This window comes from Kitasatospora sp. NBC_00240 (assembly GCF_026342405.1).
Classification (GTDB): Bacteria; Actinomycetota; Actinomycetes; order Streptomycetales; family Streptomycetaceae; genus Kitasatospora.
Genome location: NZ_JAPEMU010000001.1, coordinates 7,570,329 through 7,596,331 on the forward strand (window position 1 = coordinate 7,570,329; position 26,003 = coordinate 7,596,331).

Annotated in this window: 22 protein-coding genes and 1 riboswitch; of the genes, 12 read left to right on the top strand and 10 right to left on the bottom strand. The window is 73.0% G+C overall.

Going from position 1 to position 26,003, the window contains the following annotated elements:
• Positions 1 to 55: 55 nt before the first annotated feature.
• Complete coding sequence (locus tag OG689_RS32475; protein ID WP_266324406.1) at positions 56 to 379, bottom strand: nuclear transport factor 2 family protein; 324 nt, start codon at positions 377 to 379, stop codon at positions 56 to 58.
• 219 nt (positions 380 to 598) lie between these two features.
• Here OG689_RS32475 and OG689_RS32480 point away from each other — a divergent pair, with 219 nt between their 5' ends.
• Together OG689_RS32480 and OG689_RS32485 are read left to right on the top strand one after the other, a co-directional pair.
• Positions 599 to 1,027: a DUF6325 family protein gene (locus tag OG689_RS32480; RefSeq protein ID WP_266324407.1), complete on the top strand. Its 429-nt coding sequence runs from the start codon at positions 599 to 601 to the stop codon at positions 1,025 to 1,027.
• 7 nt (positions 1,028 to 1,034) lie between these two features.
• Positions 1,035 to 1,361, top strand: a complete 327-nt coding sequence (locus tag OG689_RS32485; protein WP_266324408.1) for a hypothetical protein — start codon at positions 1,035 to 1,037, stop codon at positions 1,359 to 1,361.
• A gap of 149 nt (positions 1,362 to 1,510) precedes the next feature.
• Here OG689_RS32485 and OG689_RS32490 read toward each other — a convergent pair whose 3' ends face one another.
• On the bottom strand, positions 1,511 to 2,044 hold the full coding sequence (locus OG689_RS32490; protein WP_266324409.1) for a GNAT family N-acetyltransferase: 534 nt from the start codon (positions 2,042 to 2,044) through the stop codon (positions 1,511 to 1,513).
• A gap of 163 nt (positions 2,045 to 2,207) precedes the next feature.
• Between OG689_RS32490 and OG689_RS32495 the strand changes: the two genes are divergently transcribed.
• Together OG689_RS32495 and OG689_RS32500 are read left to right on the top strand one after the other, a co-directional pair.
• Positions 2,208 to 2,594 (top strand): hypothetical protein, encoded by a 387-nt coding sequence (locus OG689_RS32495; RefSeq protein WP_266324410.1) that lies wholly within the window; start codon positions 2,208 to 2,210, stop codon positions 2,592 to 2,594.
• Positions 2,595 to 2,701: 107 nt separating this feature from the next.
• Complete coding sequence (locus OG689_RS32500) at positions 2,702 to 3,874, top strand: polymorphic toxin type 44 domain-containing protein (protein WP_266324411.1); 1,173 nt, start codon at positions 2,702 to 2,704, stop codon at positions 3,872 to 3,874.
• A gap of 93 nt (positions 3,875 to 3,967) precedes the next feature.
• Here OG689_RS32500 and OG689_RS32505 read toward each other — a convergent pair whose 3' ends face one another.
• The 3 genes from OG689_RS32505 to OG689_RS32515 all read right to left on the bottom strand — a co-directional run bounded on the left by OG689_RS32505 (position 3,968) and on the right by OG689_RS32515 (position 7,034).
• Positions 3,968 to 4,318 carry a DUF779 domain-containing protein gene (locus OG689_RS32505; protein WP_266324412.1) on the bottom strand — a complete coding sequence of 117 codons (351 nt, stop codon included), beginning with the start codon at positions 4,316 to 4,318 and terminating at the stop codon, positions 3,968 to 3,970.
• A gap of 1 nt (position 4,319) precedes the next feature.
• Entirely contained in the window at positions 4,320 to 5,843 is a 1,524-nt protein-coding gene (locus tag OG689_RS32510) for an aldehyde dehydrogenase family protein (RefSeq protein ID WP_266324413.1), read from the bottom strand.
• A gap of 234 nt (positions 5,844 to 6,077) precedes the next feature.
• Positions 6,078 to 7,034: a terpene cyclase gene (locus tag OG689_RS32515; protein ID WP_266324414.1), complete on the bottom strand. Its 957-nt coding sequence runs from the start codon at positions 7,032 to 7,034 to the stop codon at positions 6,078 to 6,080.
• 318 nt (positions 7,035 to 7,352) lie between these two features.
• Between OG689_RS32515 and OG689_RS32520 the strand changes: the two genes are divergently transcribed.
• Complete coding sequence (locus OG689_RS32520; protein WP_266324415.1) at positions 7,353 to 10,373, top strand: AAA family ATPase; 3,021 nt, start codon at positions 7,353 to 7,355, stop codon at positions 10,371 to 10,373.
• Positions 10,374 to 10,551: 178 nt separating this feature from the next.
• Positions 10,552 to 11,676, top strand: coding sequence for an aldose epimerase family protein (locus OG689_RS32525; protein WP_266324416.1), 1,125 nt, complete (start codon positions 10,552 to 10,554; stop codon positions 11,674 to 11,676).
• Positions 11,677 to 11,801: 125 nt separating this feature from the next.
• Here OG689_RS32525 and OG689_RS32530 read toward each other — a convergent pair whose 3' ends face one another.
• The gene (locus tag OG689_RS32530; protein ID WP_266324417.1) at positions 11,802 to 12,320 is read right to left on the bottom strand and encodes a GNAT family N-acetyltransferase; all 519 of its coding nucleotides are present in this window, start codon (positions 12,318 to 12,320) and stop codon (positions 11,802 to 11,804) included.
• 51 nt (positions 12,321 to 12,371) lie between these two features.
• On the opposite strand from OG689_RS32530, the gene OG689_RS32535 reads away from it, so the two are divergent.
• The gene (locus OG689_RS32535; protein WP_266324418.1) at positions 12,372 to 13,070 is read left to right on the top strand and encodes a helix-turn-helix domain-containing protein; all 699 of its coding nucleotides are present in this window, start codon (positions 12,372 to 12,374) and stop codon (positions 13,068 to 13,070) included.
• Positions 13,071 to 13,333: 263 nt separating this feature from the next.
• Here the strand turns inward: OG689_RS32535 and OG689_RS32540 are convergent, their stop codons facing one another.
• Positions 13,334 to 14,548 carry a globin domain-containing protein gene (locus OG689_RS32540; protein ID WP_266324419.1) on the bottom strand — a complete coding sequence of 405 codons (1,215 nt, stop codon included), beginning with the start codon at positions 14,546 to 14,548 and terminating at the stop codon, positions 13,334 to 13,336.
• 455 nt (positions 14,549 to 15,003) lie between these two features.
• On the opposite strand from OG689_RS32540, the gene OG689_RS32545 reads away from it, so the two are divergent.
• From OG689_RS32545 to OG689_RS32565, 5 genes are all read left to right on the top strand, one after another.
• On the top strand, positions 15,004 to 16,281 hold the full coding sequence (locus OG689_RS32545) for an extracellular solute-binding protein (protein WP_266324420.1): 1,278 nt from the start codon (positions 15,004 to 15,006) through the stop codon (positions 16,279 to 16,281).
• A 139-nt stretch (positions 16,282 to 16,420) separates the two neighbouring features.
• The gene (locus OG689_RS32550) at positions 16,421 to 17,422 is read left to right on the top strand and encodes a carbohydrate ABC transporter permease (RefSeq protein WP_266324421.1); all 1,002 of its coding nucleotides are present in this window, start codon (positions 16,421 to 16,423) and stop codon (positions 17,420 to 17,422) included.
• A gap of 73 nt (positions 17,423 to 17,495) precedes the next feature.
• A complete protein-coding gene (locus OG689_RS32555; protein WP_266324422.1) occupies positions 17,496 to 18,407 on the top strand; it encodes a carbohydrate ABC transporter permease in 912 nt (303 codons plus the stop codon).
• Positions 18,408 to 18,498: 91 nt separating this feature from the next.
• A complete protein-coding gene (locus tag OG689_RS32560; RefSeq protein WP_266324423.1) occupies positions 18,499 to 20,220 on the top strand; it encodes a glycoside hydrolase family 13 protein in 1,722 nt (573 codons plus the stop codon).
• A 25-nt stretch (positions 20,221 to 20,245) separates the two neighbouring features.
• A complete protein-coding gene (locus tag OG689_RS32565) occupies positions 20,246 to 21,274 on the top strand; it encodes a LacI family DNA-binding transcriptional regulator (RefSeq protein ID WP_266324424.1) in 1,029 nt (342 codons plus the stop codon).
• A 146-nt stretch (positions 21,275 to 21,420) separates the two neighbouring features.
• On the opposite strand, the gene OG689_RS32570 is transcribed toward OG689_RS32565, so the two are convergent.
• The 3 genes from OG689_RS32570 to OG689_RS32585 form a co-directional block, all read right to left on the bottom strand.
• The gene (locus tag OG689_RS32570; protein WP_266324425.1) at positions 21,421 to 21,621 is read right to left on the bottom strand and encodes a hypothetical protein; all 201 of its coding nucleotides are present in this window, start codon (positions 21,619 to 21,621) and stop codon (positions 21,421 to 21,423) included.
• A gap of 414 nt (positions 21,622 to 22,035) precedes the next feature.
• Positions 22,036 to 23,307, bottom strand: a complete 1,272-nt coding sequence (locus OG689_RS32575) for a transglycosylase family protein (RefSeq protein ID WP_323189343.1) — start codon at positions 23,305 to 23,307, stop codon at positions 22,036 to 22,038.
• Between the two features lie 5 nt (positions 23,308 to 23,312).
• A riboswitch (cyclic di-AMP (ydaO/yuaA leader) is annotated at positions 23,313 to 23,509 on the bottom strand.
• A 1,487-nt stretch (positions 23,510 to 24,996) separates the two neighbouring features.
• Positions 24,997 to 25,890 carry a hypothetical protein gene (locus OG689_RS32585; RefSeq protein ID WP_266324426.1) on the bottom strand — a complete coding sequence of 298 codons (894 nt, stop codon included), beginning with the start codon at positions 25,888 to 25,890 and terminating at the stop codon, positions 24,997 to 24,999.
• Between the last annotated feature and the right edge of the window lie 113 nt (positions 25,891 to 26,003).

Below are 26,003 nucleotides of genomic sequence, written 5' to 3' on the forward strand. Positions count from 1 at the left end.
CGGGCCGGCCCCGTACGAGCGGAGCCGGGCCGGCCGCCGGGAGGTGCGGGGGAGGTCAGGCCTGGCCGGTCTCGAAGCGGGTGATCTTCCCGCCGTCGACCGTGAACCGCCAGGCGGTCCGCATCTCGCCCCAGGTGTCGTTGCGGTAGTCGGCGATCAGCGCCCGCCCGGCGGCGGACTCCGACCGGACGTCCATGTGCCCGCGCGAGGAGAAGATCTCCCGCTCGGTCCAGTCCTCGAGGTCGCGGTCGCTCCCGTCGTCGGACATCGTCGCGTCCGGTGCGAGGGCCTCCCGGAACGCCGTCCGGTCGCCCGCGTTGATCGCGGCTACCAGGGCGCGGACCGCCGGGTCCGACAGTTTGTCAACGGCGATGGCCATCGGTTCTCTCCTTGGGGTCGGTGTCGCGATGCGGCACGGGGCCGCCTGCGCGAACGGTGAGCGGGCGGCCCCGCCCGGAAAGCGCCGGGCGCGGCCCCTTCTCCACGGTGAGGGCAGCCGCCCCCGCAGCCGCGATCCGCGCGCGGCGCGTCGGCGAATCGGTCCATTCGTGTGTTTTCATCCGCCTATGGGTGAATCGCGCGCCGAAGGGAGCCCGGCATGGGGCCGGCCGAACTGCTCGTCCTGACGTTCCCGCAGGAGACCATCACCATCGAGGCCGCGGCGGCCCTGGCCAAGCTGAGTACCGGCGGCGACATCAGGGTGATCGACTCGCTGGTGGTCACCCGTCGCCCCGACGGCGAGACCACGTACGGCGAACTCGCCGACTTCGAGCACCTCGACGGCGTGGTCCCCGGCGGCGGCGCCGAACTCCCGCTGATCGGACCGGAGGACGCCCAGGAGGCGGCCGAGCTGCTGGAACCGGGATCGGTGGCCCTGATCGTCCTGATCGAGCACGTCTGGGCGCAGGCCGCCGCCGATGCCCTGCGGGCGGTCAGCGGTCGGATCGCCTCCGGGGTGCGGATCCCGCCGGAGAACATCGAAGAGGCCGTCCGCGCCGCCGAGGCGCGCCGTACGGCCGGGAAATGAGGACGACGTGTTCCGACCCATGCGCCCGATCCGCCCGCTGCGGGTCCGCCGGCCGGTAGGGGCCCCGCTGGTCCGCGGGCTGGTGGTGGGCGGCGCGGTGTACGCGGCCGGCGGCGGCGCGGCCCGCCCGCAGGCGGCCGACGGCCTGGCCGCCTGGCCGCCGTACCCGGCGCCCGCCCTCGGCCCGGACACCGCAGCCGTCGCCTTCGGCCCCGCCCCGACACCTGGGCCCGACCTGGCCGACAAGCTGACCGAACTCGGCCGGATGGTCGGCCAGGGCCTGCTCACCCCGGAGGAGTTCAGCGCCGCGAAGGCCCTGCTGCTGGGCGCCTGAGGTTGCGCCCCGGCCGGGGCGGGTCGGTCGCGCCCCGCCCCGGCCGAGCGGCGCCGGCTTCGGCCGTGCCGGCACGATCCGTGCGGCGGCCGTGGTGTCCAGGCCCGACGGCCTCGCGGGCCGGGTCGCGGCCGTGGTGCCGTCGCAGGTCAGGCGCTCGTGGCGGTACCGGCCCCGGGTGGGCGCACCATGCGGACGTCGATCGGATCCTCGGCCTCCACGACGAATCCGTGGCGCTCGTAGAGCCGACGGGCCGCACTGCCCTGCAGGACGTTCAGAGCCACGGTGGCGCCCTGCGCGTCCGTCACTTCCAGTGCCCTGCGCAGGACAGCGGATCCGAGCCCGCTGCCCTGACGGTGCGGAGCAAGGTAGAAGTGCTCCAGCCACTGCCTCCCGTCGACGGGCCGGACGGTGAGGCATCCCACGAGTTCACGGTCGATCATGATGATCGAGGTGTGCTGCGTGGAGAAGGAATCCCGCAGCCGTTGCCGCACCCGGTGCTCGTCGTAGCGCCCGAGGCGCTCCAGGTCCGCACGCATGACCGTGGCCCGCAACTCCGCGACCACCTCGATGTCCTCGGCCACCCCGGAACGCAGCACCCACGCCGCGGCGGGCGCCGACGCGGCCCCGGCGGCCGGCGCCACGTCCGATGTCGTCCTGATCCCTGTCACTGCGCCGTCCATGGCCTGATCATTTCAGCCCGCCTGCCGTGAACAGGCAGCCGGATACCCGAACTCGAGCGGCGCGATCCCGCCGCGACCTCGATCGCGAACCATCTCGTAAGATCATCGGCAACGGCTTCGGGGGGCCGACTCTCCCCCGACGACCAGCAGCACGGGGGAGAACATGGCAGTCAGCGGTACCGAATCAGGCCTGCCCGGAACACGGCTGAACAGCGTGGAGCCGGGAGGCGCCGCGAGCGGCGGCATCAAGGTCAACCCGACGGTGCTCCGGCAGGCGGCCGGCGCCGCCCACGACATCGCGGTCGCGCTGGACGCCGCCCGCGCCCCCGAGGAGCCCAGCTACCGCGCGGCCGACAAGCTGAAGGCGCAGCAGTTCGAGCTCGGCGCGGCCCTGGGCGACGCGGCCGAGCGCTGGCGCAAGCAACTGACCTCGGTGACCGAGGCCGTCGACCTCACCAGCCGCAACCTCACCATGAACGCCGACGGGCACAGCGCCACCGAGAACGGCATCGCGCAGCGGATGACCGAGATCGGCGCGCACTACCACTGAGCTGTCGTCGACCGACAGCGCCGACAGCGCCGACAGCGCCGGCAGCACCGGCCGCACACCCGCCCGCCGTCCGCGGGCCGACGACACACGACATCTCGGGGGAACGCATGATCAGTTACGAACAGGTGCTGGCCGCGCCGCTGGAGGAGCTGGCCGAGGCCACCGCCAAGTGGCAGACGGCGATCAAGCCGCTCGGGGAGCAGCAGGACGCCTACCGGGACCGGGTGATCGTCCCGGTCCGCGACTCCGACTGGCAGGGCGCCGACGCCGACGCCGCCAAGCCCTTCATGGAGAAGGTCTCCAAGGAGCTCCGGGACGCCACCAAGGAGGCCGAGGCCATCCACGGTGTCCTGGTGGACTGCCACCGCGAGATCGAGATCGCCCGCCTGGAGCTCCGCCGGCTCACCGACGTGGAGGCCCCGAAGATGGGGCGGACCATCGGCCCGGGCGGTGAGGTGAAGCCGCTGCGCCCGGTGACGTCCGACCCGGACACCTGGGGCACGCAGGTGACCTTCTTCCAGGCCCTGGAGTGGGAGAAGGACGTCAGCGACCAGCTCTCCAAGGCCATCATCAACGCCCGGGCCCGGGCCCACGAGGCGGACCGGGCCGCGGCCTGGTCGATGTGGCAGAACACCGGCGCGGACGACATGGAGTTCAACCCCGGCGGGTACGCGGACGTGACCGCCGCCAAGGGCGGGCTGGGGGAGTACAAGTTCCGGGAGTCGTCCGACTTCATCTTCGGGGAGATGAGGACCAACAGCGCCTCCCCCGAGGTGGCGAAGATCCGGGCTCTGATGAGGGCCAGCGAAGGCCCCCTGGGCCTGATCTCGCCCGGGGTCGGGGTGGGCTCCCGGGGCACCGGCCTCGCGCTCTGGTACCAGCAGGTGAAGACCGGCGGCCCGTGGGACCACAAGCCGCAGCTGGAGAAGAAGTTCGACCTGCAGTCGAAGAACGACTTCTACTTCAAGGTGCCCGGCCGTGAGGTGTCGGTGTCGGACGACATCTACTCCAACATCCACTACGGCTACGTCGGCCGGGCCGCCGGCATCAGCCGCCCGGAGCTGATGGAGGGCGCCAACGGCGGTATCGCCAGCACCGGGACCAACGACCCCGGGGACGACATGTCGATGAAGGCCGGGATGGACCTGTACGAGAAGTACGGCGACAAGATGACCAAGGAGCAGATGGACGCGGCGATCCTGAAGCTGGTCGACGACATGGAGGCCAGGCGGCGGGCCGGGGACACCGCCATGACGCAGGTGCGGCCCTGGCCGAACTGACCGGCCCGGCGCGGGCCGGGGCGGGCGGCCGTCATGGTCGCCCCGCCCCGCCCCGGCCCGGTGCCCGGCGCCGTTCGCGGGACCTCGCCGGCGTCACGCCTCCAGCAGCCGCGAGCGGGTCAGGAACCTCAGCCCGGTGGGCGTTTCGAGGGAGAAACCGCTGCCGCGGCCGGGCACCACGTCGATGGTCAGGTGGGTGTGCGACCAGTAGGCGTACTGGTCGCGGCCGATCCAGACCGGGATCGGGTCCAGCCCGTCCACCCGCAGCTCGCCGAGCAGGTGGTCGGCCTCCGAGGTGAGGAACTCCCCGGCCGGGTAGCACATCGGCGCCGACCCGTCGCAGCAGCCGCCGGACTGGTGGAACATCAGCGGGCCGTGCTCGGCCGCCAGCCGCCGCAGCAGGTCGGCGGCCGCGGTGCTGACGGCCACCTGGGAGGCGGCCACCCTAGAAGAACCCGAGGGCCTGCGGCGAGTAGCTCACCAGCAGGTTCTTGGTCTGCTGGTAGTGCTCCAGCGCCACCCGGTGGGTCTCCCGGCCGATGCCGGAGTTCTTGTAGCCGCCGAACGCCGCGTGCGCGGGGTAGGCGTGGTAGCAGTTGGTCCACACCCGGCCCGCCTGGATGGCCCGCCCGGCCCGGTAGGCGACACTGCCGTCGCGGCTCCAGACGCCCGCGCCCAGCCCGTACAGGGTGTCGTTGGCGATCTCGATGCCGTCGGCGAAGTCGTCGAAGCGGGTGACCGCGACCACCGGGCCGAAGATCTCCTCCTGGAAGATCCGCATGCTGTTGTCGCCCTCGAAGACCGTCGGCGCGACGTAGTACCCGCCGGCCAGCGCGCCGCCGAGGTCGGCCCGCTCGCCGCCGGCCAGCACCTTGGCGCCCTCGGCCTGGCCGATCTCGATGTACGCGAGGATCTTCTCCAGCTGGTCGTTGCTGGCCTGCGCGCCGACCTGGGTGTCGGTGTCCAGCGGGTTGCCCTGCCGCATCGCCCGCACCCGTTCCAGCCCGTCGCCGAGGAAGCGGTCGTAGATCGAGGACTGGATCAGCGCCCGGCTGGGACAGGTGCAGACCTCGCCCTGGTTGAGGGCGAACATCGCGAAGCCCTCCAGCGCCTTGTCGTAGAAGGCGTCCTGCTCGGCCGCGACGTCGGCGAAGAACAGGTTGGGGCTCTTGCCGCCCAGCTCCAGGCTGACCGGGATCAGGTTGCCGCTGGCGTACTGCAGGATCAGCCGGCCGGTGGTGGTCTCCCCGGTGAAGGCGATCTTCCGGACCCGGCTGCTGGACGCCAGCGGCTTGCCGGCCTCCACCCCGAAGCCGCTGACCACGTTCAGCACGCCGGCCGGCAGCAGGTCGGCGATCAGATCGACCAGCAGCAGGACGGACGCCGGGGTCTGCTCGGCGGGCTTGAGCACCACCGTGTTGCCGGCGGCGAGGGCCGGGGCGAGCTTCCAGACGGCCATCAGCAGCGGGAAGTTCCACGGGATGATCTGGCCGACCACGCCCAGCGGCTCGTGGAAGTGGTACGCCACGGTGTCGTCGTCGATCTGCGAGAGGCCGCCCTCCTGGGCCCGCAGGGCGCCCGCGAAGTAGCGCAGGTGGTCGACGGCGAGCGGCAGGTCCGCGGCCAGCGTCTCGCGGACCGGCTTCCCGTTCTCCCAGCTCTCCGCGACGGCCAGCTCCTCCAGGTGTCCGGCCATCCGGTCGGCGATCCGCAGCAGCACCTGGGCGCGGTCGGCGGGGGAGGTGCGGCCCCAGGCGGGGGCGGCGGCGTGGGCCGCGTCCAGGGCGGCCTCGATGTCCTCGGCGGTGCCCCGGGCGACCTCGCAGAATATCTCCCCGGTCACCGGGGTCGGGTTCTGGAAGTACTGCCCGCGGACCGGGGGCCGCCACTCGCCGCCGATCCAGTGCTCGTACCGGGGGCGGTAGGTGACGATGCTTCCGGGCTGTCCCGGGGGCTGGTAGACCGTCATGCTTCTGGTGACTCCTCGCTGCGACGGGCGCCGCCCCGGCCCGCCGGGCGCGGCGTGTCGGGCCGCGGGCGGCCCGGCGGAAGGAACTGGCAGATGCTCGATCCGGGCACCCGTCCACCGGGGTGGAGCCGGGTGCCCGCCGCCGTGCACACTAGCCCGGTGCGGCGCCGCCCGCCACGGTGCGTACGGGGCCGCCCACGGAAGGTGGCGGTCGGCCCGCCCGCGGGGCGGGGTTCAGGACACCCGGTAGCGTCCGGTCCTGGCTTCCCAGTGCAGGTATCCGGCCAGCCAGTCGGTCAGGCCCTGGGCGTACCGGTGCGCCAGCGCCCGATCGGCCGGGCTCAGGCCCAACGCCAGGTAGGTCTCGGGGAGTTGGGTGACCAGATCGGTGCAGCGGCCGATCATCAGCTGGGCCTCGGCGGTGACCAGCGCGCAGGCCGCCTCGGCCGAGCAGCCGTGCTCCCGCCGGACGATCATCACCAGGTTGTTGACGTCGCCGGTGGGGGCCTCCTTGGGGTAGGAGCGGACGTCGTTGCTGAGTGACGGTATGTCGGCGGCCAGCTGGCGGAGCTGGCGCAGCACCGGGTGGTGGTGGGCGGCCAGCGGGACCTGGAAGCGGCCGATGCGTTCGATCATGTCGAAAATGGTCTCCATGGCGGCGGTCCCGCGGCGCAGCGCGAGGTAGCCGTCACGGTCCGGGGGTCTCTCGGAGATCCGGCCGGCCGCCTCGGCGGGGTGACTGGCGAAGTACCACTCCCAGTTGTAGGCGGCGCGCGCTCTCCAGCGGGCGGGCATGCCGAGGACGCTGCGCTCCCAGAGGTCGGCGAACGCGGTCTCGGCAGGGGAGTGCGGATCGGGCTTCGCGCCGTGGAGTACTGCTGCGAGCCGGTCGCAGATGACCGCCACCTCGGCGGGCCGGCGGCCGAGCGGCCCGTCGAACTGGTCGTCGAAGAGGAAGTAGAAGCCCATCAGGTCTGCGGCCAGGGCGAGTTCCTCGGGCCCGGCGTCGGGGTAGCCGAGAGCGGCGAGGTCGACGACCTCCCAGTGTGCGTAGCCGGTGTCACCCACGGCGCCCTCGGCGTGGAGCAGCGGGTGCCGCTCCAGCCAGGCACGATGGCGTTCGGCTGCCTCGGCGGTGTGGGGACTGCGCCGATGCGGGAAAGGATTGCGAAGTGAGCTGCCGTCGGACATCGGACTCCCAGTGTTGTGGGGGTTGTGGGTCACTTGCCGCAAGATCAACTGCGCCCCGCGGGGCTGAGGGTATCTGATGGAATGATCGGACGTTAGGGATATCAGGGCAATTGCCCTGGGCACCGGTTCCGAACCCTTGATCTCCCCCTCGGCCTGCGCGAATGCCGCCCCAAGCGCCCCCCGCGGCGCTAGTGTCGGCGACAGGGCCATGGATCGGCAGGACCATGGATCGGCGAGGCGGAGGGTGCGGCGGTGGCCGAGGGAAGCGAACTGCGGGGCGGGAACGAACGGGCGGACGGACACGGGGCCGAAGGCGGGATGACGGAGCGTCGGCCCGAGGACCGGCTCGACCCCGAGGCCGGCCGCGAACCCGGTGGCCGCCCGTCCGGTCCGGCCACCGGCGCGGGTCGGACCAAGCTGCGCGACCGCGACTCCGAGGTCCACTCGGCCGAACTCGCCGTGGACAAGCTCTGCCGCGAGTTCGCGGCCGGCGGCACCGAGATCGGCGAACTCCTCATCTTCTCCGGCCAGGCCGGCCTCGGGAAGACCAGCCTGCTGCACGAGGTCCGCCGGCGCGCCCACACCCGGGAGCGCTGCACCGTACTGTTCGCCCGGGGCGGCGAGCAGCAGTACACCGAGCCGTACCACGTCCTGCGCCAGCTGCTCCAGCCGGTGCTCGGCGGGCTCACCGAGCCCGAGCGCAACGAGGTCTTCGGCAACTGGTACGACACCGTCGGCCCCGCGATCGGCCTGTTCCGCCCCGGCAGCGAGGCGGTCGCCATCGACCCGCAGGGCATCCGCGACGGCCTCGACTACGTACTCACCCAACTCGCCCCGCGGCGGGCCCCGTTGGTGATGATCGTCGACGACCTGCACTGGGCCGACCTGGAGTCGCTCAGCTGGCTCGCGGCCTTCGCCGTCCGCTCCCGCGAACTCCCCGTCCTGCTGGTCACGGCCTACCGTGACGGCGACGAGTTCACCCCGGAGGCCCTCCCGTACCAGCAGGCCATCGCCAACCAGGCCACCCGCCGGCACGAACTGCGCCCGCTCACCCCGGACTCGATGTCGGAGATCGTCCGCGACGCCCTCGGCCCCGCCGCCGAGGAGCCGTTCTGCTACGAGGTGTGGTCCGTCACCCGTGGCAACCCGTACGACGCCACCGCCCTCATCGGCAAGGTGATCGACCAGGACCTCGAACCGGTCGAGGAGAACACCCCGATGCTCGGCGAACTCGCCGCCGAGGCCCGCGGGATGACGCTCAAGACCTGGCTGGAGAAGCTCGGCACCACCACCCTGCGCTTCGCCTGGGCCGCCGCCCTGCTCGGCACTGACATCAACCCCGACCTCGCCACCCGGATCTCCGCGCTGAGCCGGGAGGCCGCCCGCGAGTCCATCAAGGAGCTGCGCAAGCACCGGGTGCTCACCGGGGTGCCCGGCGGGAACCTGGAGTTCGTCCACCCGCTGATCGGCACCTCGATCTACAAGACCATGCCGGACGCCGCCCGCACCGGCATGCACGGCGTCGCGTTCACCGAGATCGAGAACGCCGGGCTCGGCCTGATCGCCGCCTCCCGCCACCTGATCGCCACCCACCCCGAGGGCGACGACCGGACGGTGCGCAAACTGCGCCGCGCCGCCGCCGAACACCTCGCCATCGGCGCCCCGGAGGCGGCCCAGGCCTGCCTCAAGCGCGCCCTCAGCGAACCGCCGGACGAGGACTACCGGGCCGAGGTGCTGTACGAACTCGGCTGCTCCGCGCTGCTCACCGACCCGGTCGCCACCGTCAACCAGCTGCGCCTCGCGCTCGACCCGGACGAAGGACTGCGCTCCGAGCTGCGGGCGGACGCCACCTTCCGGCTCTCCGAGGCACTGGCCCACAGCGGCCAGCTGATCGCCGCCGCCCAGGTCTGCAAGGACGAGCTCGCCCACACCAAGGACCCGGCGGGGCGGCTCCGCCTGGAGGCCGCCTCCCTCATGTGGCAGGCCTGGCAGAAGGAGGAGCAGGACGGCCCGGCCCGCTCGCGGCGGCTGGAGGAGCTCTGGCGCGGGCTGCAGGGGCGCGGCACCGCCGAGCGGGCCGTCCTCGCGATGCGCGCCTGGGACCTCACCCTGCGCGGGGAGCCCGCCACCGTCGCGCTCTCGCTGGTGGAGGAGGCCCTGGAGGACGGCCGGCTGCCCGACGGCCTGCAGTGGACCAACACCACCTGGGGCTTCGAGCTGCCCGCCATCATCGGGCTCACCTGCACGTACACCGACCGGCTGGCGCTCGCCGAACGCCTGTTCTCGGACGCCATCATGGAGTTCGAGCTGGCCGGCTGGAGCGGCGCGCACCGCGGCTTCGCCTACTTCCTGATGGGGCTCACCCGGTTCCGCCGCGGCCTGCTCGCCGAGGCCGAGGACTTCCTGCGCCGGGGCCTGCGGCTCTCCGAGCGGATCGGGCCCGGCCTGCCGCTGCAGTGGGACACCGTCGGCGTCCTGATCGACACCCTGCTCGCCCGCGGCCGGGTGGACGAGGCCTGGGAGCTGTCGCAGAAGTACAACTTCGGGCCGCCCTACCACCCGACCGCGATGGTGCTGCCCGACGCGCCGTCGCTGTACGGCAAGCTGCTGCTGGCCAAGGGCAAGCACGTGGCCGCCGCCGCCACCCTCACCCGGGTCGGCGGCCAGCTCGCCGAACGCGGCTGGCACAACACCGTCTGGGCGCCCTGGGCCGGGCACCTCGCCGTCGCGCTGGCCCGCGAGGACCCGGACCGGGCCTGGGAGCTGGCCGAGGAGTCGGTCGCCCGGGCGATGGTCTTCGGCGCCGCCTCCGCGATCGGTACCGCGCTGCGGTTGCACGCCGAGATCGCCGACGGGCCGAAGGCGGTCGAACTGCTGGAGCTCGCGGTGACCCACCTCGGGCAGTCGCCGGCCGGCTACGAACACGCCGTCGCGCTGGTCGACCTGGGCTGTGCGCTGCGCCGGGTCGGGCGCCTGGACGACGCCGCCGAGTACCTCTACCAGGGCATCGAGCTGGCCCAGCACTGCGCCGCCGACGGGCTGGTCGACCGCGCCCGGCGGGAGCTGGCCAAGTCCGGCCTGCGGCCGAACCGGCTGCGCACGGTGAGCAAGGACGCGCTCAGCCAGCCCGAGTGGGAGGTGGCCGCACTGGCGGTCAAGGGCGTGCCGGCGCCGCGGATCGCGATCGAACTGGGCGTGCCGCTGAGCCTGGTGCACCGCAGGCTGGCGGCCGTCCACCGGAAGGCGGGCACCGGCGCGGAGGGTCTGGCGGCCGCGCTCGGGCTGAGCGCGGGGCAGCCCGGGCAGCCCGGTGCTCGGCCCGGGTCGACGGAGGACTGAGCCGGGCTCCGCCCTCGGGGCGCGCGGGGCCGGTTGCGGCTCCTCGCGCCCCCGCTCGGGATAGGCTCTGCCCCCGATAGGCTGTGCCCCGAGAGCGACATGATCGCTCATACTCGAACAGATATCGACACGAGGGCGGCCCTCCGGCCGGGCCTCGGCGGCCACGGAGGAGCAGGTCATGGCGACGCACCGGGCGGGCGGGCAGGACACCGGCGAGGACGGCGGCGGAGCGGCGGCGGACCCGCCGGCGACGACGGTCGAGCACGCGCCCTTCGAGCCCGCCGGCGCCGGCGCCGCCTTCGAACGCTGGACCCTGCGGGCCGGCCCGTACGAGGTGAGCGTGCTGACGCTCGGCGCCACCCTGCACACCCTGCGGGCCCCCGACCGCGCCGGTGCCACCGCCCAACTGCTGCTCAGCAGCGAGGACCTGGCCCAGGTGCTCGGCCCGGCGCGGCACTACGGCGCCACCGTCGGCCGCTACGCGAACCGGATCGCCGGCAGCCGGGTCACCATCGACGGCGTGGACCACCCGCTGATGCCCACCGGCAACGGCGTGACCCTGCACGGCGGCCCGGACGGCTTCGCCAACCGGATGTGGCAGGCGCAGGAGATCCCGGACGGGGTCCGGCTGCACCTGCACAGCCCGGACGGCGACCAGGGCTTCCCCGGCGGGCTGGACGTCCAGGTGAGCTACACCCTGTCGGGTGCCGGCGAGTTGACCATCGCCTACCACGCCACCAGCACCCACCCGACCGTCGTCAACCTCACCAACCACGCGTACGTCAACCTGTCCGGCGAGGGCAGCGGCGACGTCCTCGGCCACCTGCTCACCATCGACGCCGACGCGTACACCCCCGTCGACGAGCGGCAGATCCCGTACGGCCCCTACGAGCCGGTGGCCGGCACGCCCTTCGACTTCACCGGCGCCCGGCCGGTCGGCAAGTCCATCCACGACGAACACCCCCAGCTGACCGGCCCCGGCGGCTACGACCACAACTGGGTGCTGCGCGAGCGGCCCGCCGACGGGACCCCGGCCCGAGCGGCCCTGCTGGAGGACCCGGCCTCCGGCCGCACCCTGGAGGTCCTCACCACCGAGCCCGGCCTGCAGGTCTACACGGCCAACGGCTTCACGGGCGCGGTGACCGGCGCCGCCGGGGTGCCCTACGGCCCGTACTCGGGCATCGCTCTGGAGACCCAGCACCACCCGGACTCGCCGCACCGGCCGGAGTACCCGAGCACCGAACTGCGGCCGGGCCAGGAGTTCCGCTCGACCACGGTGCTGCGGCTGGGCGTCACGGACTGACCGACCGACCGGCAGGCAGGGGGACTCGGGCCGGCCGGCCGAAGCGGTCGGCCCGGCTACCGGTCGGCCCGGCTACCGGCCGGCCCAGCTACCGACAGGGCGAGCAGGGCCGGCCGGCCACGGGCTCAGGCGTCCGGCCCGTCCTGCCGCGGCTCGCGGCGCATGCAGAGCCTCGGCCAGCGGTCCAGACCGTGCGCGGCCTCCTGCCGGCGGATCTCCCGCAGCCCGGGAGTCACCTCGTCGGCGCCCAGCGGCCGGAACCCGCAGCGCGCGTAGTAAGGGGCGTTCCACGGCACCTCGGCGAAGGTGGTGAGGGTCAGCGCGGTGGCGCCGCCGAGCTGCGCGAGGTGGTCGATCAGCGCCCGGCCGAGGCCACGCCGGGCGTACTCCGGGTGGACCGACACCTGCTCGATGTGGACGGCGCCGTCCACCGGCTCGGCGATCAGGTAGGCCACCGGCCGGTCGGCCGCGTCGACCACCGCCAGGGCGACGCCCTCGTCCAGGTAGCGGGCCAGCGCCGACACCGGCAGCGGCTCGTCGTCGGCGATCCCCGGCATGCCGATCTCGCGGAAGCACTCGCCCGCCGCCCACTCGATCTCGCGGAGCAGCGGCAGCTCGTCCCTCGTCACGGTTCTGATGCGCATCCGGCCAGTCTCCCCGGCCGGGCTGCGGGCGGGCCACCGTAATATGGCCGCATGGACAGCAGCGACCCCGGTGTGCACAAGGCGCTGTCCGTGCCGGCCCGGCGGGCCCTGCTGGCGACCCTGACCGAGGCGTCCGGCCCGCTCGACATCGAACAGTTGGCGCAGGCCCTCGACCTGCATGTGACCACCGTCCGGCACCATCTCACCGCCCTGGTCGAGGCCGGGCTGGTGGAGGTGCGCCGGGCCGCTCCGGCGGCCGGCCGGGGGCGTCCCCGGCTGCGCTACGCGGCCGCCCCCGCCCGCGAGCAGCTGGCGGCCTACCGGACCCTGGTGGAGGTGCTCTCGCTCGGCTACGGCGCCGACGCCGCCGAGCGATCGGCCCGGGCGGAGCGGGCCGGCCGCAGCTGGGGTGCGGCCGGGCCGGACCTGGCCGGGGAGGAGCGGGAGCCGGCCGGTCCGGTGGTGTCCGACCAGGCGCTGGCCGAGCGGGTGCTGGCCGAGGCCGAGGGCTGGGGCTTCGGCCCGGAGCTGACGGGGGGCGGCGCGCAGGTGCTGCTGCACAACTGCCCGTTCCAGCAGAACGCCGAGAGTCATCCGGAGGTGGTCTGCGCCGTGCACCAGGGCATGCTGGACGCGATCGCCGAGCGGGCCGGCCGCCCGGGCGGGCTCACCCTGCGGCCGTTCTCCGCCCCGGGGGTCTGCTCGATCGCCGTCACGCGGGCGAAGCCCACCGCGCCGCCGGCGGCCTGAGGCGGAGCGCGCCGCCCCGGGATGCCCCGTTCCGGGATGCCCCGCCCCGCCCCGGGCCGCGAGCAGCGGCGCGAAGGCGGGACAGAGGCGCCCGCCCCCTGGCACCGGGCGGCGTGACGGTCCGGCAGGGCCGTGACCCGGCGCGGCCGTCGTCCCTCCGATCTCTGTCCGACCTCTGTCCGACCTCCGTCCGACCTCCGCCTGACGTACTGTCCGCCGGCCGGTCCCCCGCCTGACCGGCGGCGCGGCGCGGCCGGTCGGCGTCAGCGCCCGGCGAGCCAGAGGTCGGGGCCGAAGACCTCGTAGTGCACGGCCTGGGCGGGCACCGCGCGCCGGAGCAGTTCGGTCCTGACGGCGCGCATGAAGGGGAGCGGGCCGCAGAGGTAGGCCTGCACGCCGGCGGGCAGTTCGACGGCGGAGAGGTCGACCAGGCCGGTCTCGCCCCGGCCGTCGGCGTCCTCCTCGTACCAGCGGTGCAGCACCCCGCCGGGCAGCGCGGCCACCAGGGCGGCGAGTTCGTCCGCGTGGGCGTGGTCGGCGGGGGAGCGGTCGCCGTGGACGACGGTCACCGGGCGGGTGGAGCCGGTCCGGACGAGGTGGTCGAGGATGCCGGTCATCGGGGTGCAGCCGATGCCGGCGGAGGCGAGCAGCAGCGGCGGCTCGCCGTCGGGGTCTGCCGGGGCCTGCGGCTCGGGCAGGGTGAGGTCGCCGAAGGGCAGTGAGACGGTCAGCTCGTCGCCGGCCCGGACGTGCGCGTGCAGCCACCCGGAGACCTCGCCGTCCGGGCCGGCGCCGCCGTGCACCCGCTTGACCGTGATGCGCCAGGCCTCCGCGCCGGGTGCGGCGGAGAGGCTGTACTGGCGGATCTGCCGGGCCCCGTCGGCGAGCCGGACGGCGACGCTCACGTACTGGCCGGGGCGGAAGGCGGGGGCGGGCGTGCCGTCGGCCGGCCGCAGGGTGAGCGAGACGGCGTCGCGGCTCTGCTGCCGTCGTTCGACGACGGTCGTCCGCCGCCAGACCTCGCCGGGCTCGACGCCGGCCTCCTGGTAGTGCTTGGCCTCCAGGGCGATGAGCTCGCCGGCCATCAGCCAGTAGACCTCGTCCCAGGCGGCTGCGACCTCGGGGGTGACGGCCTCGCCCAGCACCTGGACGATGGCGCCGAACAGGTAGCTGTGGACGATCTTGTACTGGTCGGCGGTGATGCCCAGCGAGGCGTGCTTGTGGGAGATCCGGGCGAGCATCGCTCCTGGCCGCTGCTCGGGGTGCTCCACCAGCATGGTCGCGTAGGCCGCGATCGCCCCGGCCAGGGCGGTGCGCTGGGCGCCGCTGGCCTGGTTGCCCCGGTTGAAGAGGTCGCGTTCCAGCTCGGGGTGGTCGGCGAACATCGTGTCGTAGAAGAGCGGCGTGATCTCGCCGATGGCCCCGCCGACGGCGGGCAGGGTCGCGCGGACGATCTCGGTGGACTCGGGCGAGAGCACGGGGTTCCTCCAGGACGAAGAGAGCGGGCGGCGGGCTGGTCGCGGGCACGCCGGGTCTGCCCCGCGGGGGTCCGCGGGGTCACTGCGCCCTCAATATAAAGGATGGGTATCCTTTTTATTCGCTGTCAGTGACATGACAGCCATTGCGCTGCAAGGAAGGGCTGACACCTTGCGGAAGGCGGCCCGCCCGAATGGGCATGCCAAAGGGGCGGGCAAATCCGGACATTGCTCAGCAAAATTGTCGCCGTTGGACTACCGCACGGCCACGTCGAGGACACACGGACGTAACGATCCCAGGATCTTGCAGAAACTTGCTGCAAGACCTTTCCGCAGCGATTGCATCGCTGTTACGTTCCTCCCCAAGCCCGACGGCCGCAACGGCGCAGTCGGCACGGGACAGCCATTATGCGCGGTCCTCCACCATCTCGGGCACCCCCACCTTTCTAGGAGTTCTCATGCGGCGTGGCATCGCGGCCTCTGCCCTTGTTGCGGCCCTCGCGGTCTCGATGGCTGCTTGCAGCAGCGGCGGCTCCAGCTCCGACACCAAGGCCGACGGACCGGTCACCATCACCTACTGGGACACGTCGAACGCCACCAACGAGGCGCCGAACTACCAGGAGCTCGCCAAGAAGTTCGAGGCCGCCAACCCGAACATCAAGGTCGACTTCGTCAGCGTCCCGTTCGACCAGGCGCAGAACAAGCTGCAGACCGCCATGGGGGCCAAGGGCGCGCCGGACGTCTTCCGCTCCGAGGTCGGCTGGACCGCCGCCTTCGCCAAGGCCGGCTACCTGGAGGCGCTGGACGGCACCCCCGCCGCCGCCGACGCCAACGCCTTCCAGCCGAGCCTGATCCAGCAGGCCAAGTACCAGGGCAAGCTGTACGGCGTGCCGCTGGTGACCGACACCCTCGGCCTGCTCTACAACAAGGAGCTCTTCACCAAGGCCGGCATCACCGCCGCCCCCACCACCTGGGACGAGCTGAAGACCGACGCCGCCGCCGTCAAGGAGAAGGCCGGCGCGGACGGCTTCTGGATGCGGGCCGGCGACGGCTACTACGCGATGCCGCTGCTGTTCGGTGAGGGCACCGACACCGTCGACGCCGCCGGCAAGAAGATCACCGTCACGTCGCCGGAGGCCGTCAAGGCCGTCGAGACCTACAAGACCCTCTTCACCGCGCCGGGCACCGCCAAGGCCGACGTCACCAGCGACTCCTACGCCCACATGATGGACGCCTTCACCAGCGGCAAGGTCGCGGCGATCATCCAGGGCCCGTGGGAGATCACCAACATCTACAAGGGCACCGCGTTCGCCGACAAGGCGAACCTCGGCATCGCCGCCGTCCCGGCCGGCTCGGCCGGCAAGGCCGGTGCCCCGACCGGTGGCCACAACGTCTCGGTCTACGCCGGCTCCGACGCCGCCCACAAGGCCGCCGCCGAGAAGTTCGCCGCGTTCATGACCTCGGCCGAGAGCCAGTCGTTCATCGCGCAGAAGAACTCCACCCTGCCGACCCGCGCCGACGCCTTCACCCCCGAGGTCAAGGCCAACCCGGGCATCGCCGGCTTCCAGGCGGTGCTGGCCAGCGCCAAGCCCCGCCCCGAGCTTGCCGAGTACAGCTCGCTGTTCGCCTCGCTCGGTACCAACCTCGGCAAGGTCGTCCAGGGCACCAGCACCCAGGACGGTCTGAGCACCATCGCCACCGACTACGCGAAGCTCCTCCCGGACTTCACCAAGTAGTGGACCCCGGCCGTCCGGCCCGCCGCCGACCCGGCGGGCCGGACGGCCACCGGTCGTGGGGAGCAGGGCCCCGCGACCACCCTCGTTCGAACAGCAGTCGCCGAGTCGGGCTGCGGATCTCTCGAAAAGGTGTCAACAAATGGCAGTCGCCGTGCAGGGTGCACCCAGCAAGGGCAGCCGTGCCCGCGAACCGCGTCCCGGTCTCGTCGAGCGCTTCAAGCGCTCGTACAGCAAGCACTGGTACGCCTACGTGATGATCGCGCCGGTCGTCCTGGTGCTCGGTGTGCTCGTGCTCTACCCGCTGATCGAGGGCATCTGGCTCACCCTCACGGACGCCACCAGCCTCAACTCGGCCCGCCAGATCGGCGTCAACAAGGTCCCGGCCAGCTACAACTTCATCGGCCTGCACAACTACGCCGACATCCTCTGGGGCCCGGGCTCGTACGACCGCTTCTGGTCGCACTTCGTCTGGACCATCGCCTGGACGGTCCTCTGCGTCTGCCTGCACTACTCGCTCGGCCTCGGCCTCGCCCTGCTGCTCAACCAGAAACTGCGCGGCCGCGGCGCCTACCGGCTGCTGCTGATCCTGCCCTGGGCCGTGCCCACCTTCGTGACCGTCTTCTCCTGGCGGCTGATGCTCTCCGACGGCGGCGCCGTCAACACCGTGCTCGGCGCGCTGCACCTGCCCGAGCCCGGCTGGCTGGACGACCCGCTCGGCCAGAAGGCCGCCGCGATCCTGGTCAACACCTGGGTCGGCGTGCCGTTCATGATGATCTCGCTGCTCGGCGGCCTGCAGTCGATCCCCGCCGAGCTGTACGAGGCGGCCGAGATGGACGGCGCCACCGCCTGGCAGCAGTTCCGCCACGTCACCCTGCCCGGGCTGCGCACGGTGTCCAGCACCGTCGTGCTGCTCGGCGTGATCTGGACCTTCAACCAGTTCGCGGTCATCTTCCTGCTGTTCGGCAACGGCGCGCCGGACGCCCAGCTGCTGGTCACCTGGGCCTACCGCCTCGGCTTCGGCCAGCAGCCCCGCGACTACGCCCAGTCGGCCGCGTACGGCGTGATCCTGCTGTCCATCCTGATCGTCTTCACCTCCTTCTACCGGCGCTGGCTGGCCCGCAACGAGCAGGCGAACGGCTGACGGCCACCCCGTCGACCAGGCGTCCGTCCGACGCATCCCCGTGACCACGACGGCCATGAAGGCAGGTACCCCGATGAGCACCACCACCGACCGACCGACCATCACCGTCCCGGGATCCGGCATCCCGAAGGCCCGGCCCGTGAAGGCCCGCCGGCGCGGCGAGCTGAGCCCGCTGGGCAAGGCGCTGTCGCACGGCGCGCTGACCCTCGCGAGCCTGATCGCCCTGTTCCCGGTGCTCTGGATCGTCTTCATCTCGCTCGGCCCGGACAAGACCGACTATCTGCACCCCGGCGCGATCCTCGACAAGATGACCACGTCGAACTACTCCACGGTGCTGTTCGACACCGACTTCTTCAGCTGGTTCGGCAACGCGGCGCTGGTCTCCGGCGTCACCACGGTGGTGGGCGTGCTGATCGCGGCGACCACCGGCTACGCGGTCTCCCGGATGCGCTTCCCCGGCCACCGCCCGCTCATGTGGTCGCTGCTGGTCACCCAGATGTTCCCGATCGCGGTGCTGATCGTGCCGATGTACACGATCCTCTCCACCCTGGGCCTGCTGGACAGCTACGTCGGCCTGATCCTGGTCTACTCGACCACCACCGTCCCGTACTGCGCCTGGCTGCTGAAGGGCTACTTCGACACCATCCCGGTCGAGATCGACGAGGCCGGGCGGGTCGACGGTCTGAGCCCGTTCGGGACCTTCTGGCGGCTCGTCCTGCCGCTCGCCCGGCCGGGCCTCGCGGTGGCCGCGTTCTACTCCTTCCTCACCGCCTGGGCCGAGGTCGCCTTCGCCTCCACCTTCATGCTCAGCTCCGACAAGTACACGCTGGCCGTCGGCCTGCAGACCTTCGTCAGCGAGCACGACGCGCAGTGGAACCTGATGGCCGCGACGGCCGTGCTGATCGCGATCCCGTCCTCCCTGCTCTTCTACCTGGTCCAGCGTCACCTCGTCACCGGCCTGACCGCCGGTGCCTCGAAGTCCTGAGCCCTCTCCTCTCGTCACCGCCTGTCGCCGCGCACCGGCCGCCTCACCCCGGCGGCCGGTTCGACACCTAGTCCCCAAGGGATGACTGTCCATGACCCAGAACCTGGCCGACACCTCCCGGCCCGCCGCCGCCGTCCCCGCTGCCACCACCGTGGCCGCCGACAACGCCGGCCGGTCCAGAGGCTGGTGGCGGGAAGCGGTCATCTACCAGGTGTACCCGCGCAGTTTCGCCGACTCCAACGGCGACGGCATGGGCGACCTCCCGGGCATCCGCAGCCGGCTGCCGTACCTGAAGGACCTCGGCGTGGACGCCGTCTGGCTGTCCCCGTTCTACGCCTCGCCGCAGGCCGACGCCGGCTACGACGTCGCCGACTACCGCGCCGTCGACCCGATGTTCGGCACCCTGCTGGACGCCGACGGCCTGATCCGCGACGCCCACGGGCTGGGCCTGCGGATCATCGTCGACCTGGTCCCCAACCACTCCTCGGACGCCCACGAGTGGTTCCAGCGCGCCCTGCGCGAGGGCCCCGGCTCCGCGCTGCGCGAGCGCTACCACTTCCGCCCCGGCAAGGGCGAGAGCGGCGAACTCCCCCCGAACGACTGGGAGTCCATCTTCGGCGGCCCGGCCTGGACCCGCACCCGGAACCCCGACGGCACCCCGGGCGACTGGTACCTGCACCTGTTCGCCCCCGAGCAGCCCGACTTCAACTGGGAGAACGAGGCCGTCGCCGACGAGTTCCGCTCCATCCTGCGGTTCTGGCTGGACATGGGCGTCGACGGGTTCCGGATCGACGTCGCGCACGGCATGGTCAAGGCCGCCGGCCTGCCCGACCTCGGCTCGCACGACCAGCTCAAGCTGCTCGGCAACGACGTGATGCCGTTCTTCGACCAGGACGGCGTGCACGACATCTACCGCGTCTGGCGCAAGATCCTGGACGAGTACCCGGGCGAGCGGATCGGCGTCGCCGAGGCCTGGACCCCGACCGTCCAGCGCACCGCCAACTACGTGCGCCCCGACGAGCTGCACCAGGCCTTCAACTTCCAGTACCTCGGCACCCACTGGGACGCCGCCGCACTGCGCGAGGTCATCGACGTCTCGCTGGACGCGATGCGCCCGGTCGACGCCCCGGCCACCTGGGTGCTCTCCAACCACGACGTCACCCGGCACGCCACCCGCTTCGCCAACCCGCCCGGCGGCACCCAGATCCGCAACCCCGGCGACCGGGAGCTCGGCCTGCGCCGCGCCCGCGCCGCCAGCCTGCTGATGCTCGCGCTGCCCGGCTCGGCATACGTCTACCAGGGCGAGGAGCTCGGCCTGCCGGACGTCACCGACCTGCCCGACGAGGTCCGCCAGGACCCGTCCTTCTTCCGCCAGGCCGGCCAGGACGGCTTCCGCGACGGCTGCCGGGTCCCGATCCCGTGGTCCGGCACCGAGGCCCCGTACGGCTTCGGCCCGGACGCGGGCGGCCCCAGCTGGCTGCCGCAGCCCGCCGAGTGGGCGCAGCTCAGCGTCGAGGCGCAGACCGGCGACCCCACCTCCACCCTGGAGCTCTACCGCAGCGCCCTCGCCGTCCGCCGGGAGCACCCCGCGCTCGGCGCCGGCACCGGGGTGAGCTGGCTGGACGCCCCCGAGAGCGTGGTGGCCTTCCGCCGCGACAGCGCGCTCGGATCCTTCGTCTGCACCGCGAACACGGGCTCGGAGCCGGTCCGGATGGCGGCTCCTGGCCGTATCCTGCTCTCCTCGGCCGAGGCTGTCGTGCTGGACGGAGAGATCGATCTGGCGGCGGACAGCACCATCTGGTGGGCGGTGTGACGTGGTTGCAATAGGCTCTGGGATCGTGACTACGGCGCGACTCTCGGACATCGCGGCGCAGGCGGGGGTCAGCGAAGCGACCGTCAGCCGCGTCCTCAACGGCAAGGCGGGCGTCTCCGCCACCACACGGCAGACCGTGCTGGCGGCGCTCGACGTGCTCGGCTACGAGCGGCCGACCCGGCTGCGCCAGCGCAGCGCGGGGCTGATCGGGCTGATCACCCCCGAGCTGAGCAATCCCATCTTTCCCGCGCTCGCCCAGGTGATCGAGCAGGTGCTCAGCCGCCACGGGTTCACCCCGGTGCTCTGCACCCAGACCCCGGGCGGCTCCACCGAGGACGAACTGGTGGAGATGCTGGTCGAGCGCGGCGTGGCGGGCATCGTCTTCGTCTCCGGCCTGCACGCGGACTCCACGGCGGACCATGACCGGTACGCCAAGCTCACCGGCCGCCAGGTGCCGTTCGTGCTGATCAACGGCTACAGCGAGAAGATCGCCGCGCCGTTCATCTCGCCGGACGACCGGGCCGCCATGTGGATGGCCGTCCAGCACCTGGTGGAGCTCGGCCACGAGCGGATCGGCCTGGCCGTCGGCCAGCGCCGGTTCGTCCCGGTGCTGCGCAAGATCGAGGGCTTCACCGCGGCCATAACGGACCTGCTCGGGGTGAGCCGCGAGGAGGCCGAGGGCCTGGTCCACCACACGCTGTTCAGCGTGGAGGGCGGCCACGCGGCGGCCGGCGCCCTGCTCGACAAGGGCTGCACCGCGATCGTCTGCGGCAGCGACATGATGGCGCTCGGCGCGATCCGGGCCGTGCGCCAGCGCGGCATGGCCGTGCCGCAGGACATCTCGGTGGTCGGCTTCGACGACTCGCCGCTGATCGCCTTCACCGAACCGCCGCTGACCACGATCCGCCAGCCGGTCGAGGCGATGGCCACCGCCGCCGTCGACGCCCTGCTGGAGGAGGTCGGCGGGAACGCCGTCCAGCGCGGCGAGTTCATGTTCCAGCCGGAGCTGGTCATGCGCGGCTCCACCGGCGCCCGGGCCAACCGCGGCGACTGAGCACAGCCGGTCCAGGGGCGGCCCGCGCCGCCCCTGCCGGACAGGATTGGGCCCCGACGCGTCCTGGACGCGTCGGGGCCCACTGCTGTCCGTCCGCCCTTCGGGCCGGCTTACCCGCCCGTCGGCCGTGGCCCGAGGGCCCAGGCTCAGCCCTCCTGGGCGGTGGGCCGGTCCGGGGTGACCCGCCGCCCGTCGGCGGCGTCGCCGGTCCGGGCCTCGGTCCGGTGGCCCCGGGCCAGGTAGTCACGGACGATCAGCTCCACCGCGTCCTGCGGACTCCTGGTGCCGGCGAGCAGCATCGCCTCGATCGCGAGGTCCGAATCCAGCGTGACGGTGATCCTGGGCATGGCGACTCCTCCTCGGGTACGGAGGGCCAGCTTGCCCGCTGCCGACGCGATTGGCCATGGCCGCCCCGGGCGGCCGCAGCCGTGTCCCCGCCGGGGCGTCCGGGGGCCGCGCGGCCGCTCGGCGGGGCGTGGAGAGCGGGCTCCGAGGTCTCCCGTCGGGCGGACCCCGGACCCCGGACACCCGGCCCGACGACCCGACGACCCGACGACACCGTCCACGGCCCGGCGACCCGCCGCCGTCCCCGCGGCCCGGAACGGCCGACACCGCCGCCCCGGGGGAGCGACCAGACTCTCCCGGGACGGCGGCGCGCTTGCGGCGGCGTCAGGTGCCGCGGACCGCTGCCGGATCGGACCGGGACGAACCGGTCCGAAACGTATCGAACAGGACCGGCGACAGGCCGGACCGGGGGCGGATCAGATGCGGCCCGCGAAGTCCGGCGCCCAGTTGGCGATGGTCTCGGTGCGGACCCCGGCGCTCGGGTTGGCGGCCTCGACGTAGCTGCCGTTGCCGGTGTAGATCGCGACGTGGTAGACGCCCGAGTCGCTGCCGTTGTTGGACCAGAACAGCAGGTCGCCCGGCTGCAGGCTGTCCAGCGAGACGTGGGTGCTGGCGGCGGCCTGGTCGGCGGCCACGCGCGGGATGGAGATCCCGGCCGCGCGGAAGGCCGCCTGGGTCAGGCCGGAGCAGTCCCAGCCACCGTTGCCGGTGCCGCCGTAGATGTACGCCTGGCCGACCTTCGACTGCGCGAAGGAGACCGCGGCGGCCATGCTGCCGGAGGCGGCGGGGGCCTGGGCGGTCGAGGCCTGGGCCGCCGGGGCGGCGGCTTCGGCGGCGGCCGGCTTGGCCGAGGTGGTCTTGGTGGCGGTGGCCGAGTCGGACTTGTTGAACCAGTCGAACTTCTTGGCCGAGTCCGAGCTGTCCGAGGACTTGGTGGCGGTCGCGTCGCCGCCGCCCAGGGCCAGGTGCTGGCCCGGGTAGATGGAGTCGGGGCCCTCGGTCAGGACGGACTTGTTGAGCTCGTACAGACGCTCCCAGCCACCCTGGACGTGGTTCTTGTCGGCGATGGCGGACAGCCAGTCGCCGGCGATCACGGTGTAGGTGCGGCGGTCGTCCTTGGACCACTTGCCCTGCTGCGACCAGGACTTGCTGCCGGACCAGGAGTCGGCGGAGCCCTTGGAGCTGTCGCTCTTGGCGGGGGCCTGCGCGGCCGGCGCGGCGGGCTTCGCCGGGGCGGCGGGGGCCGGGGTGGCGGGGGCCGGGGTGGCGGGCTTGGCGGCGGCCGGGGCGCCGGTGTCCACGGCGGCCGGGGTGCCGCCCTTGGTCAGGCCGGCCTGGATCGAGCAGACCGGCCAGGCGCCGGGGCCCTGCTCCGCGAGGACCTTCTCGGCGGTGGCGATCTGCTGGTCCTTGGTGGCGAGGTCGGCGCGCGAGGCGAACGCCGTACCGCCGAACGCGGCCCAGGTGCTGTTGGTGAACTGGAGGCCGCCGTAGAAGCCGTTGCCGGTGTTGATGCTCCAGTTGCCGCCGCTCTCGCACTGGGCGACCTTGTCCCAGGTGGCCACGGAGGCGGCGCTGGCGACACCGGAGGTGAGGCAGGGGATGGTGAGGCCGACGCCGGCCACGCCAACGGCGGCGATCACGCGACGGGTGCGGCTGGACAGACGGGTGCCGTTGGTGGGCAGCATGAAGATGTTCCTCTCCCACGCCTGCGAGGTGAGCTGTCGGATTCGGGCTGGAGTTGCCCGGCCGTGCTGAGCACGGCTTCACCCCTAGCCCCTGGACCGGTGCGAACCGGTCCGGGGCGACTTACCTGGGTCCCCCGCGCCTGCCGTGGTGCGTATTCGCGCTGCCAGCGCATCCGACGGCAGGCCTCGGCGTTGCGGATGAACTGGGTCCGTGTGACCACGAACGGGGAGCACGTTAAGCAGACTTAAGTTCAAACCGCAAACATGTGTGGCGCTCGTCACAGGACCCTGGATTCGTTGTGGCACACGGGTCGACATGATCAAAAATGCCCGATTTCAGGTAAATGCCGTGCCGTCGGAGAGTTCTGCCTGTCCTTCAGGGGATCCCCGGGCGACCTCACGGGTGCGACGGAGGGCACGGAACCACGGCGGCCGAAGGCCCGCAACCGGAGGGCGGGAGGCTCGCTCCCGTGACCAAAGTCCTTGCGGAGCAATCTGGTACAACGCGCGACAGTCCGGTGTAATCCGGCATTTGGGTACAGTCGGGCATTTGCTATCGAGGCGGGGCGAATCATTCGACGGGGGGCCTGGCCGGCTCGCCGTCGGTGCCGTGGTGGGTGTCGGCGGGGGTGGGGAGCTGACGTTCTTAATATCGGGCAATTTGGATCAAATAGGGCATATCTTGGCAATTCCTTCCCCGCGTCGGGAGGTGAGCCCCGGTCATGCCCTTCCGGGATGCCGGGGCCGGCCGGTCGCGCCGTACCCGCCCCGCACCTCGCCGGGGAGGCGGGCGCCGGCCAGGGTGCCGGAGTGGCGACCTCCGAGCGCCGGGCAACGGCCCGCGGACGGTCCGCCCCGCCCCCGTCGTGAGATTCCCCCGGGCGGCGCGGGGGTGCGGGCCGGGGAGTGCCGGCTCCGGGGTGGCACCGCCCTCACGTCCCGGGCACCCGGATCGGGGCCAGGCCCGGCGTCGGACCTGCCGTCACCGTCCGGCCTGCGCACCGGAGGACGGGCAGGTGCCCTCCCGTCAGGATGTGGTCCGCGCGTCGGATTGCCGGCGGAGCCACCGTCACCCGGCAGGAGCGGCCGGCCGGGACTTCGTCCGTCCCCGGACCGTCGTCGGAGGGGGCGTCATCTTCCGAGGCGGCCTCAGCCGCCGCACCCGGGCGGCCGTCTGCCGCGGCGACGCTCCCGGGTTCGCCGTGCCCTGCTTGCCCTGCCGACCGAGCCCTGCGGCGCGCGTCGCGGACGAAACCGGTGCGCGAAGTGCGGCCCGCCGTCGGACCCGCCCCCGACGGGCGACGGACGGCCTCCGGTCAGGCGCCGAGGAGTGGCCGTGCGCCTGCTCGGCGGAAGCGCGGACCGGTGTTCCTCGGCGGGTGTCGGGGTGCCGTTCGGGGCCTCCCGATCGACCCGCCGCGCCGCCCGTTGCCGCCCGCACGCCCTCGCTCCACCCCGCTGCTTCCGGGCCGTCACACGTCCGGGCCTGACCTGCGCTCAGGCCGGTCCTGGGATCGGACCGTTGCCGCCCCCGGGCGCGATGCGGGCCCCGGTCCTGAGGCGCCCTGCCCCGCCCCCGAGGTAGCCGGCGCCCGCCCGGTGCCCGGTGGGCGGGTTCGGACCCCGGGAACGCCGCAGGGGCCCCGGACGGATCCGGGGCCCCTGCGGGCGGTCGTCACGGCGCGGAGGTCACTCCGCGGCCTGCTCGTGCTCCGGCTCCTGCTCCCGGGCCTGCTCCAGCTGGGCCAGGGCGACCTCAAGGGCGGAGAGGTAGGTGGAGGCGACCAGCTGGCCGACCGTCGGGTAGGCGCCGAGCGGGGCCGCGCTGGGGCAGCCGGTCTCCTCCGCGGCGGTGGCGAGCAGCTCGGGGTCGGCCTCCGGGCCGATCACGAGCGGCGCCAGCGCGGGACGCTGCGAGCCGGTGGCGCGCAGGTGGTCGACGGCCGCGGCCACCGAGCCGGGCACGTCCAGGGCGGCGGAGACGACGGGTACGGCGAGCCGGGCGGCGAGCAGCACGCCGGTGATCCCGGCGGCGGCCGCTGCGTCCTCGCCGCCGACGGTGGTGAGGACCACGCCGTCGGCCGCGGTGGCGATGGCGAAGAGCCGGGCGCGGTCGGCGCGGGCCAGCCCCGCCTCGGACAGCCGGACGTGGACGGCCTCGGCCAGCAGCGGGTGCGGGCCGAGCACGTCGGTGATCGTGGCGCCGCTGCCGGCGGCCAGCGCGTGCAGGTCGTCGAGGAAGCCGTGCGGGCCGGTCAGCAGCGGCACCACCACGGGTGCCGGCAGACCGGCGTCGAGGGCCTGGGCGATCAGCTCGGCCACGGTGGGGCCGGATTCCTCGGCGGAGTCGTCGGCGAGGTAGGCGGCGGCGGTCTCGACGCCGGACTGCTCGCTGCGGACGATCGACAGCAGTTCGTCGACCACGGGCCGGGACTCGGGGCCCGCGGTGGCGGGCACGGCGAGCACGAGGGCCGGCGATCCGGCCGGGATCTCGGGGCGCTCGGGTCGACGATGGCGCCCCCGCGCACGGGAGCCTGGAGTGCGGACGGGCAGTGGCGCGCCCGGGATGGCTGCGGTGCTCATGGCGGAGATCGTAGGACATCGACCCGGCAGAGTCGCAGTCGGCTGCCGATGTCGAGCGGTGAGCATGCCGTCATTTCGGTCATAGGGCGACAAACCTGCCGGGATGGTGGTCA

Bases quoted from the DNA above. Each gene is read 5' to 3' on its own strand.
- OG689_RS32475 (WP_266324406.1), bottom strand. From the start codon at position 379: ATGGCCATCGCCGTTGACAAACTGTCGGACCCGGCGGTCCGCGCCCTG.
- OG689_RS32480 (WP_266324407.1), top strand. From the start codon at position 599: ATGGGGCCGGCCGAACTGCTCGTCCTGACGTTCCCGCAGGAGACCATC.
- OG689_RS32490 (WP_266324409.1), bottom strand. From the start codon at position 2,044: ATGGACGGCGCAGTGACAGGGATCAGGACGACATCGGACGTGGCGCCG.
- OG689_RS32495 (WP_266324410.1), top strand. From the start codon at position 2,208: ATGGCAGTCAGCGGTACCGAATCAGGCCTGCCCGGAACACGGCTGAAC.
- OG689_RS32500 (WP_266324411.1), top strand. From the start codon at position 2,702: ATGATCAGTTACGAACAGGTGCTGGCCGCGCCGCTGGAGGAGCTGGCC.
- OG689_RS32510 (WP_266324413.1), bottom strand. From the start codon at position 5,843: ATGACGGTCTACCAGCCCCCGGGACAGCCCGGAAGCATCGTCACCTAC.
- OG689_RS32515 (WP_266324414.1), bottom strand. From the start codon at position 7,034: ATGTCCGACGGCAGCTCACTTCGCAATCCTTTCCCGCATCGGCGCAGT.
- OG689_RS32520 (WP_266324415.1), top strand. From the start codon at position 7,353: ATGACGGAGCGTCGGCCCGAGGACCGGCTCGACCCCGAGGCCGGCCGC.
- OG689_RS32525 (WP_266324416.1), top strand. From the start codon at position 10,552: ATGGCGACGCACCGGGCGGGCGGGCAGGACACCGGCGAGGACGGCGGC.
- OG689_RS32530 (WP_266324417.1), bottom strand. From the start codon at position 12,320: ATGCGCATCAGAACCGTGACGAGGGACGAGCTGCCGCTGCTCCGCGAG.
- OG689_RS32535 (WP_266324418.1), top strand. From the start codon at position 12,372: ATGGACAGCAGCGACCCCGGTGTGCACAAGGCGCTGTCCGTGCCGGCC.
- OG689_RS32545 (WP_266324420.1), top strand. From the start codon at position 15,004: ATGCGGCGTGGCATCGCGGCCTCTGCCCTTGTTGCGGCCCTCGCGGTC.
- OG689_RS32550 (WP_266324421.1), top strand. From the start codon at position 16,421: ATGGCAGTCGCCGTGCAGGGTGCACCCAGCAAGGGCAGCCGTGCCCGC.
- OG689_RS32555 (WP_266324422.1), top strand. From the start codon at position 17,496: ATGAGCACCACCACCGACCGACCGACCATCACCGTCCCGGGATCCGGC.
- OG689_RS32560 (WP_266324423.1), top strand. From the start codon at position 18,499: ATGACCCAGAACCTGGCCGACACCTCCCGGCCCGCCGCCGCCGTCCCC.
- OG689_RS32570 (WP_266324425.1), bottom strand. From the start codon at position 21,621: ATGCCCAGGATCACCGTCACGCTGGATTCGGACCTCGCGATCGAGGCG.
- OG689_RS32575 (WP_323189343.1), bottom strand. From the start codon at position 23,307: ATGCTGCCCACCAACGGCACCCGTCTGTCCAGCCGCACCCGTCGCGTG.
- OG689_RS32585 (WP_266324426.1), bottom strand. From the start codon at position 25,890: ATGAGCACCGCAGCCATCCCGGGCGCGCCACTGCCCGTCCGCACTCCA.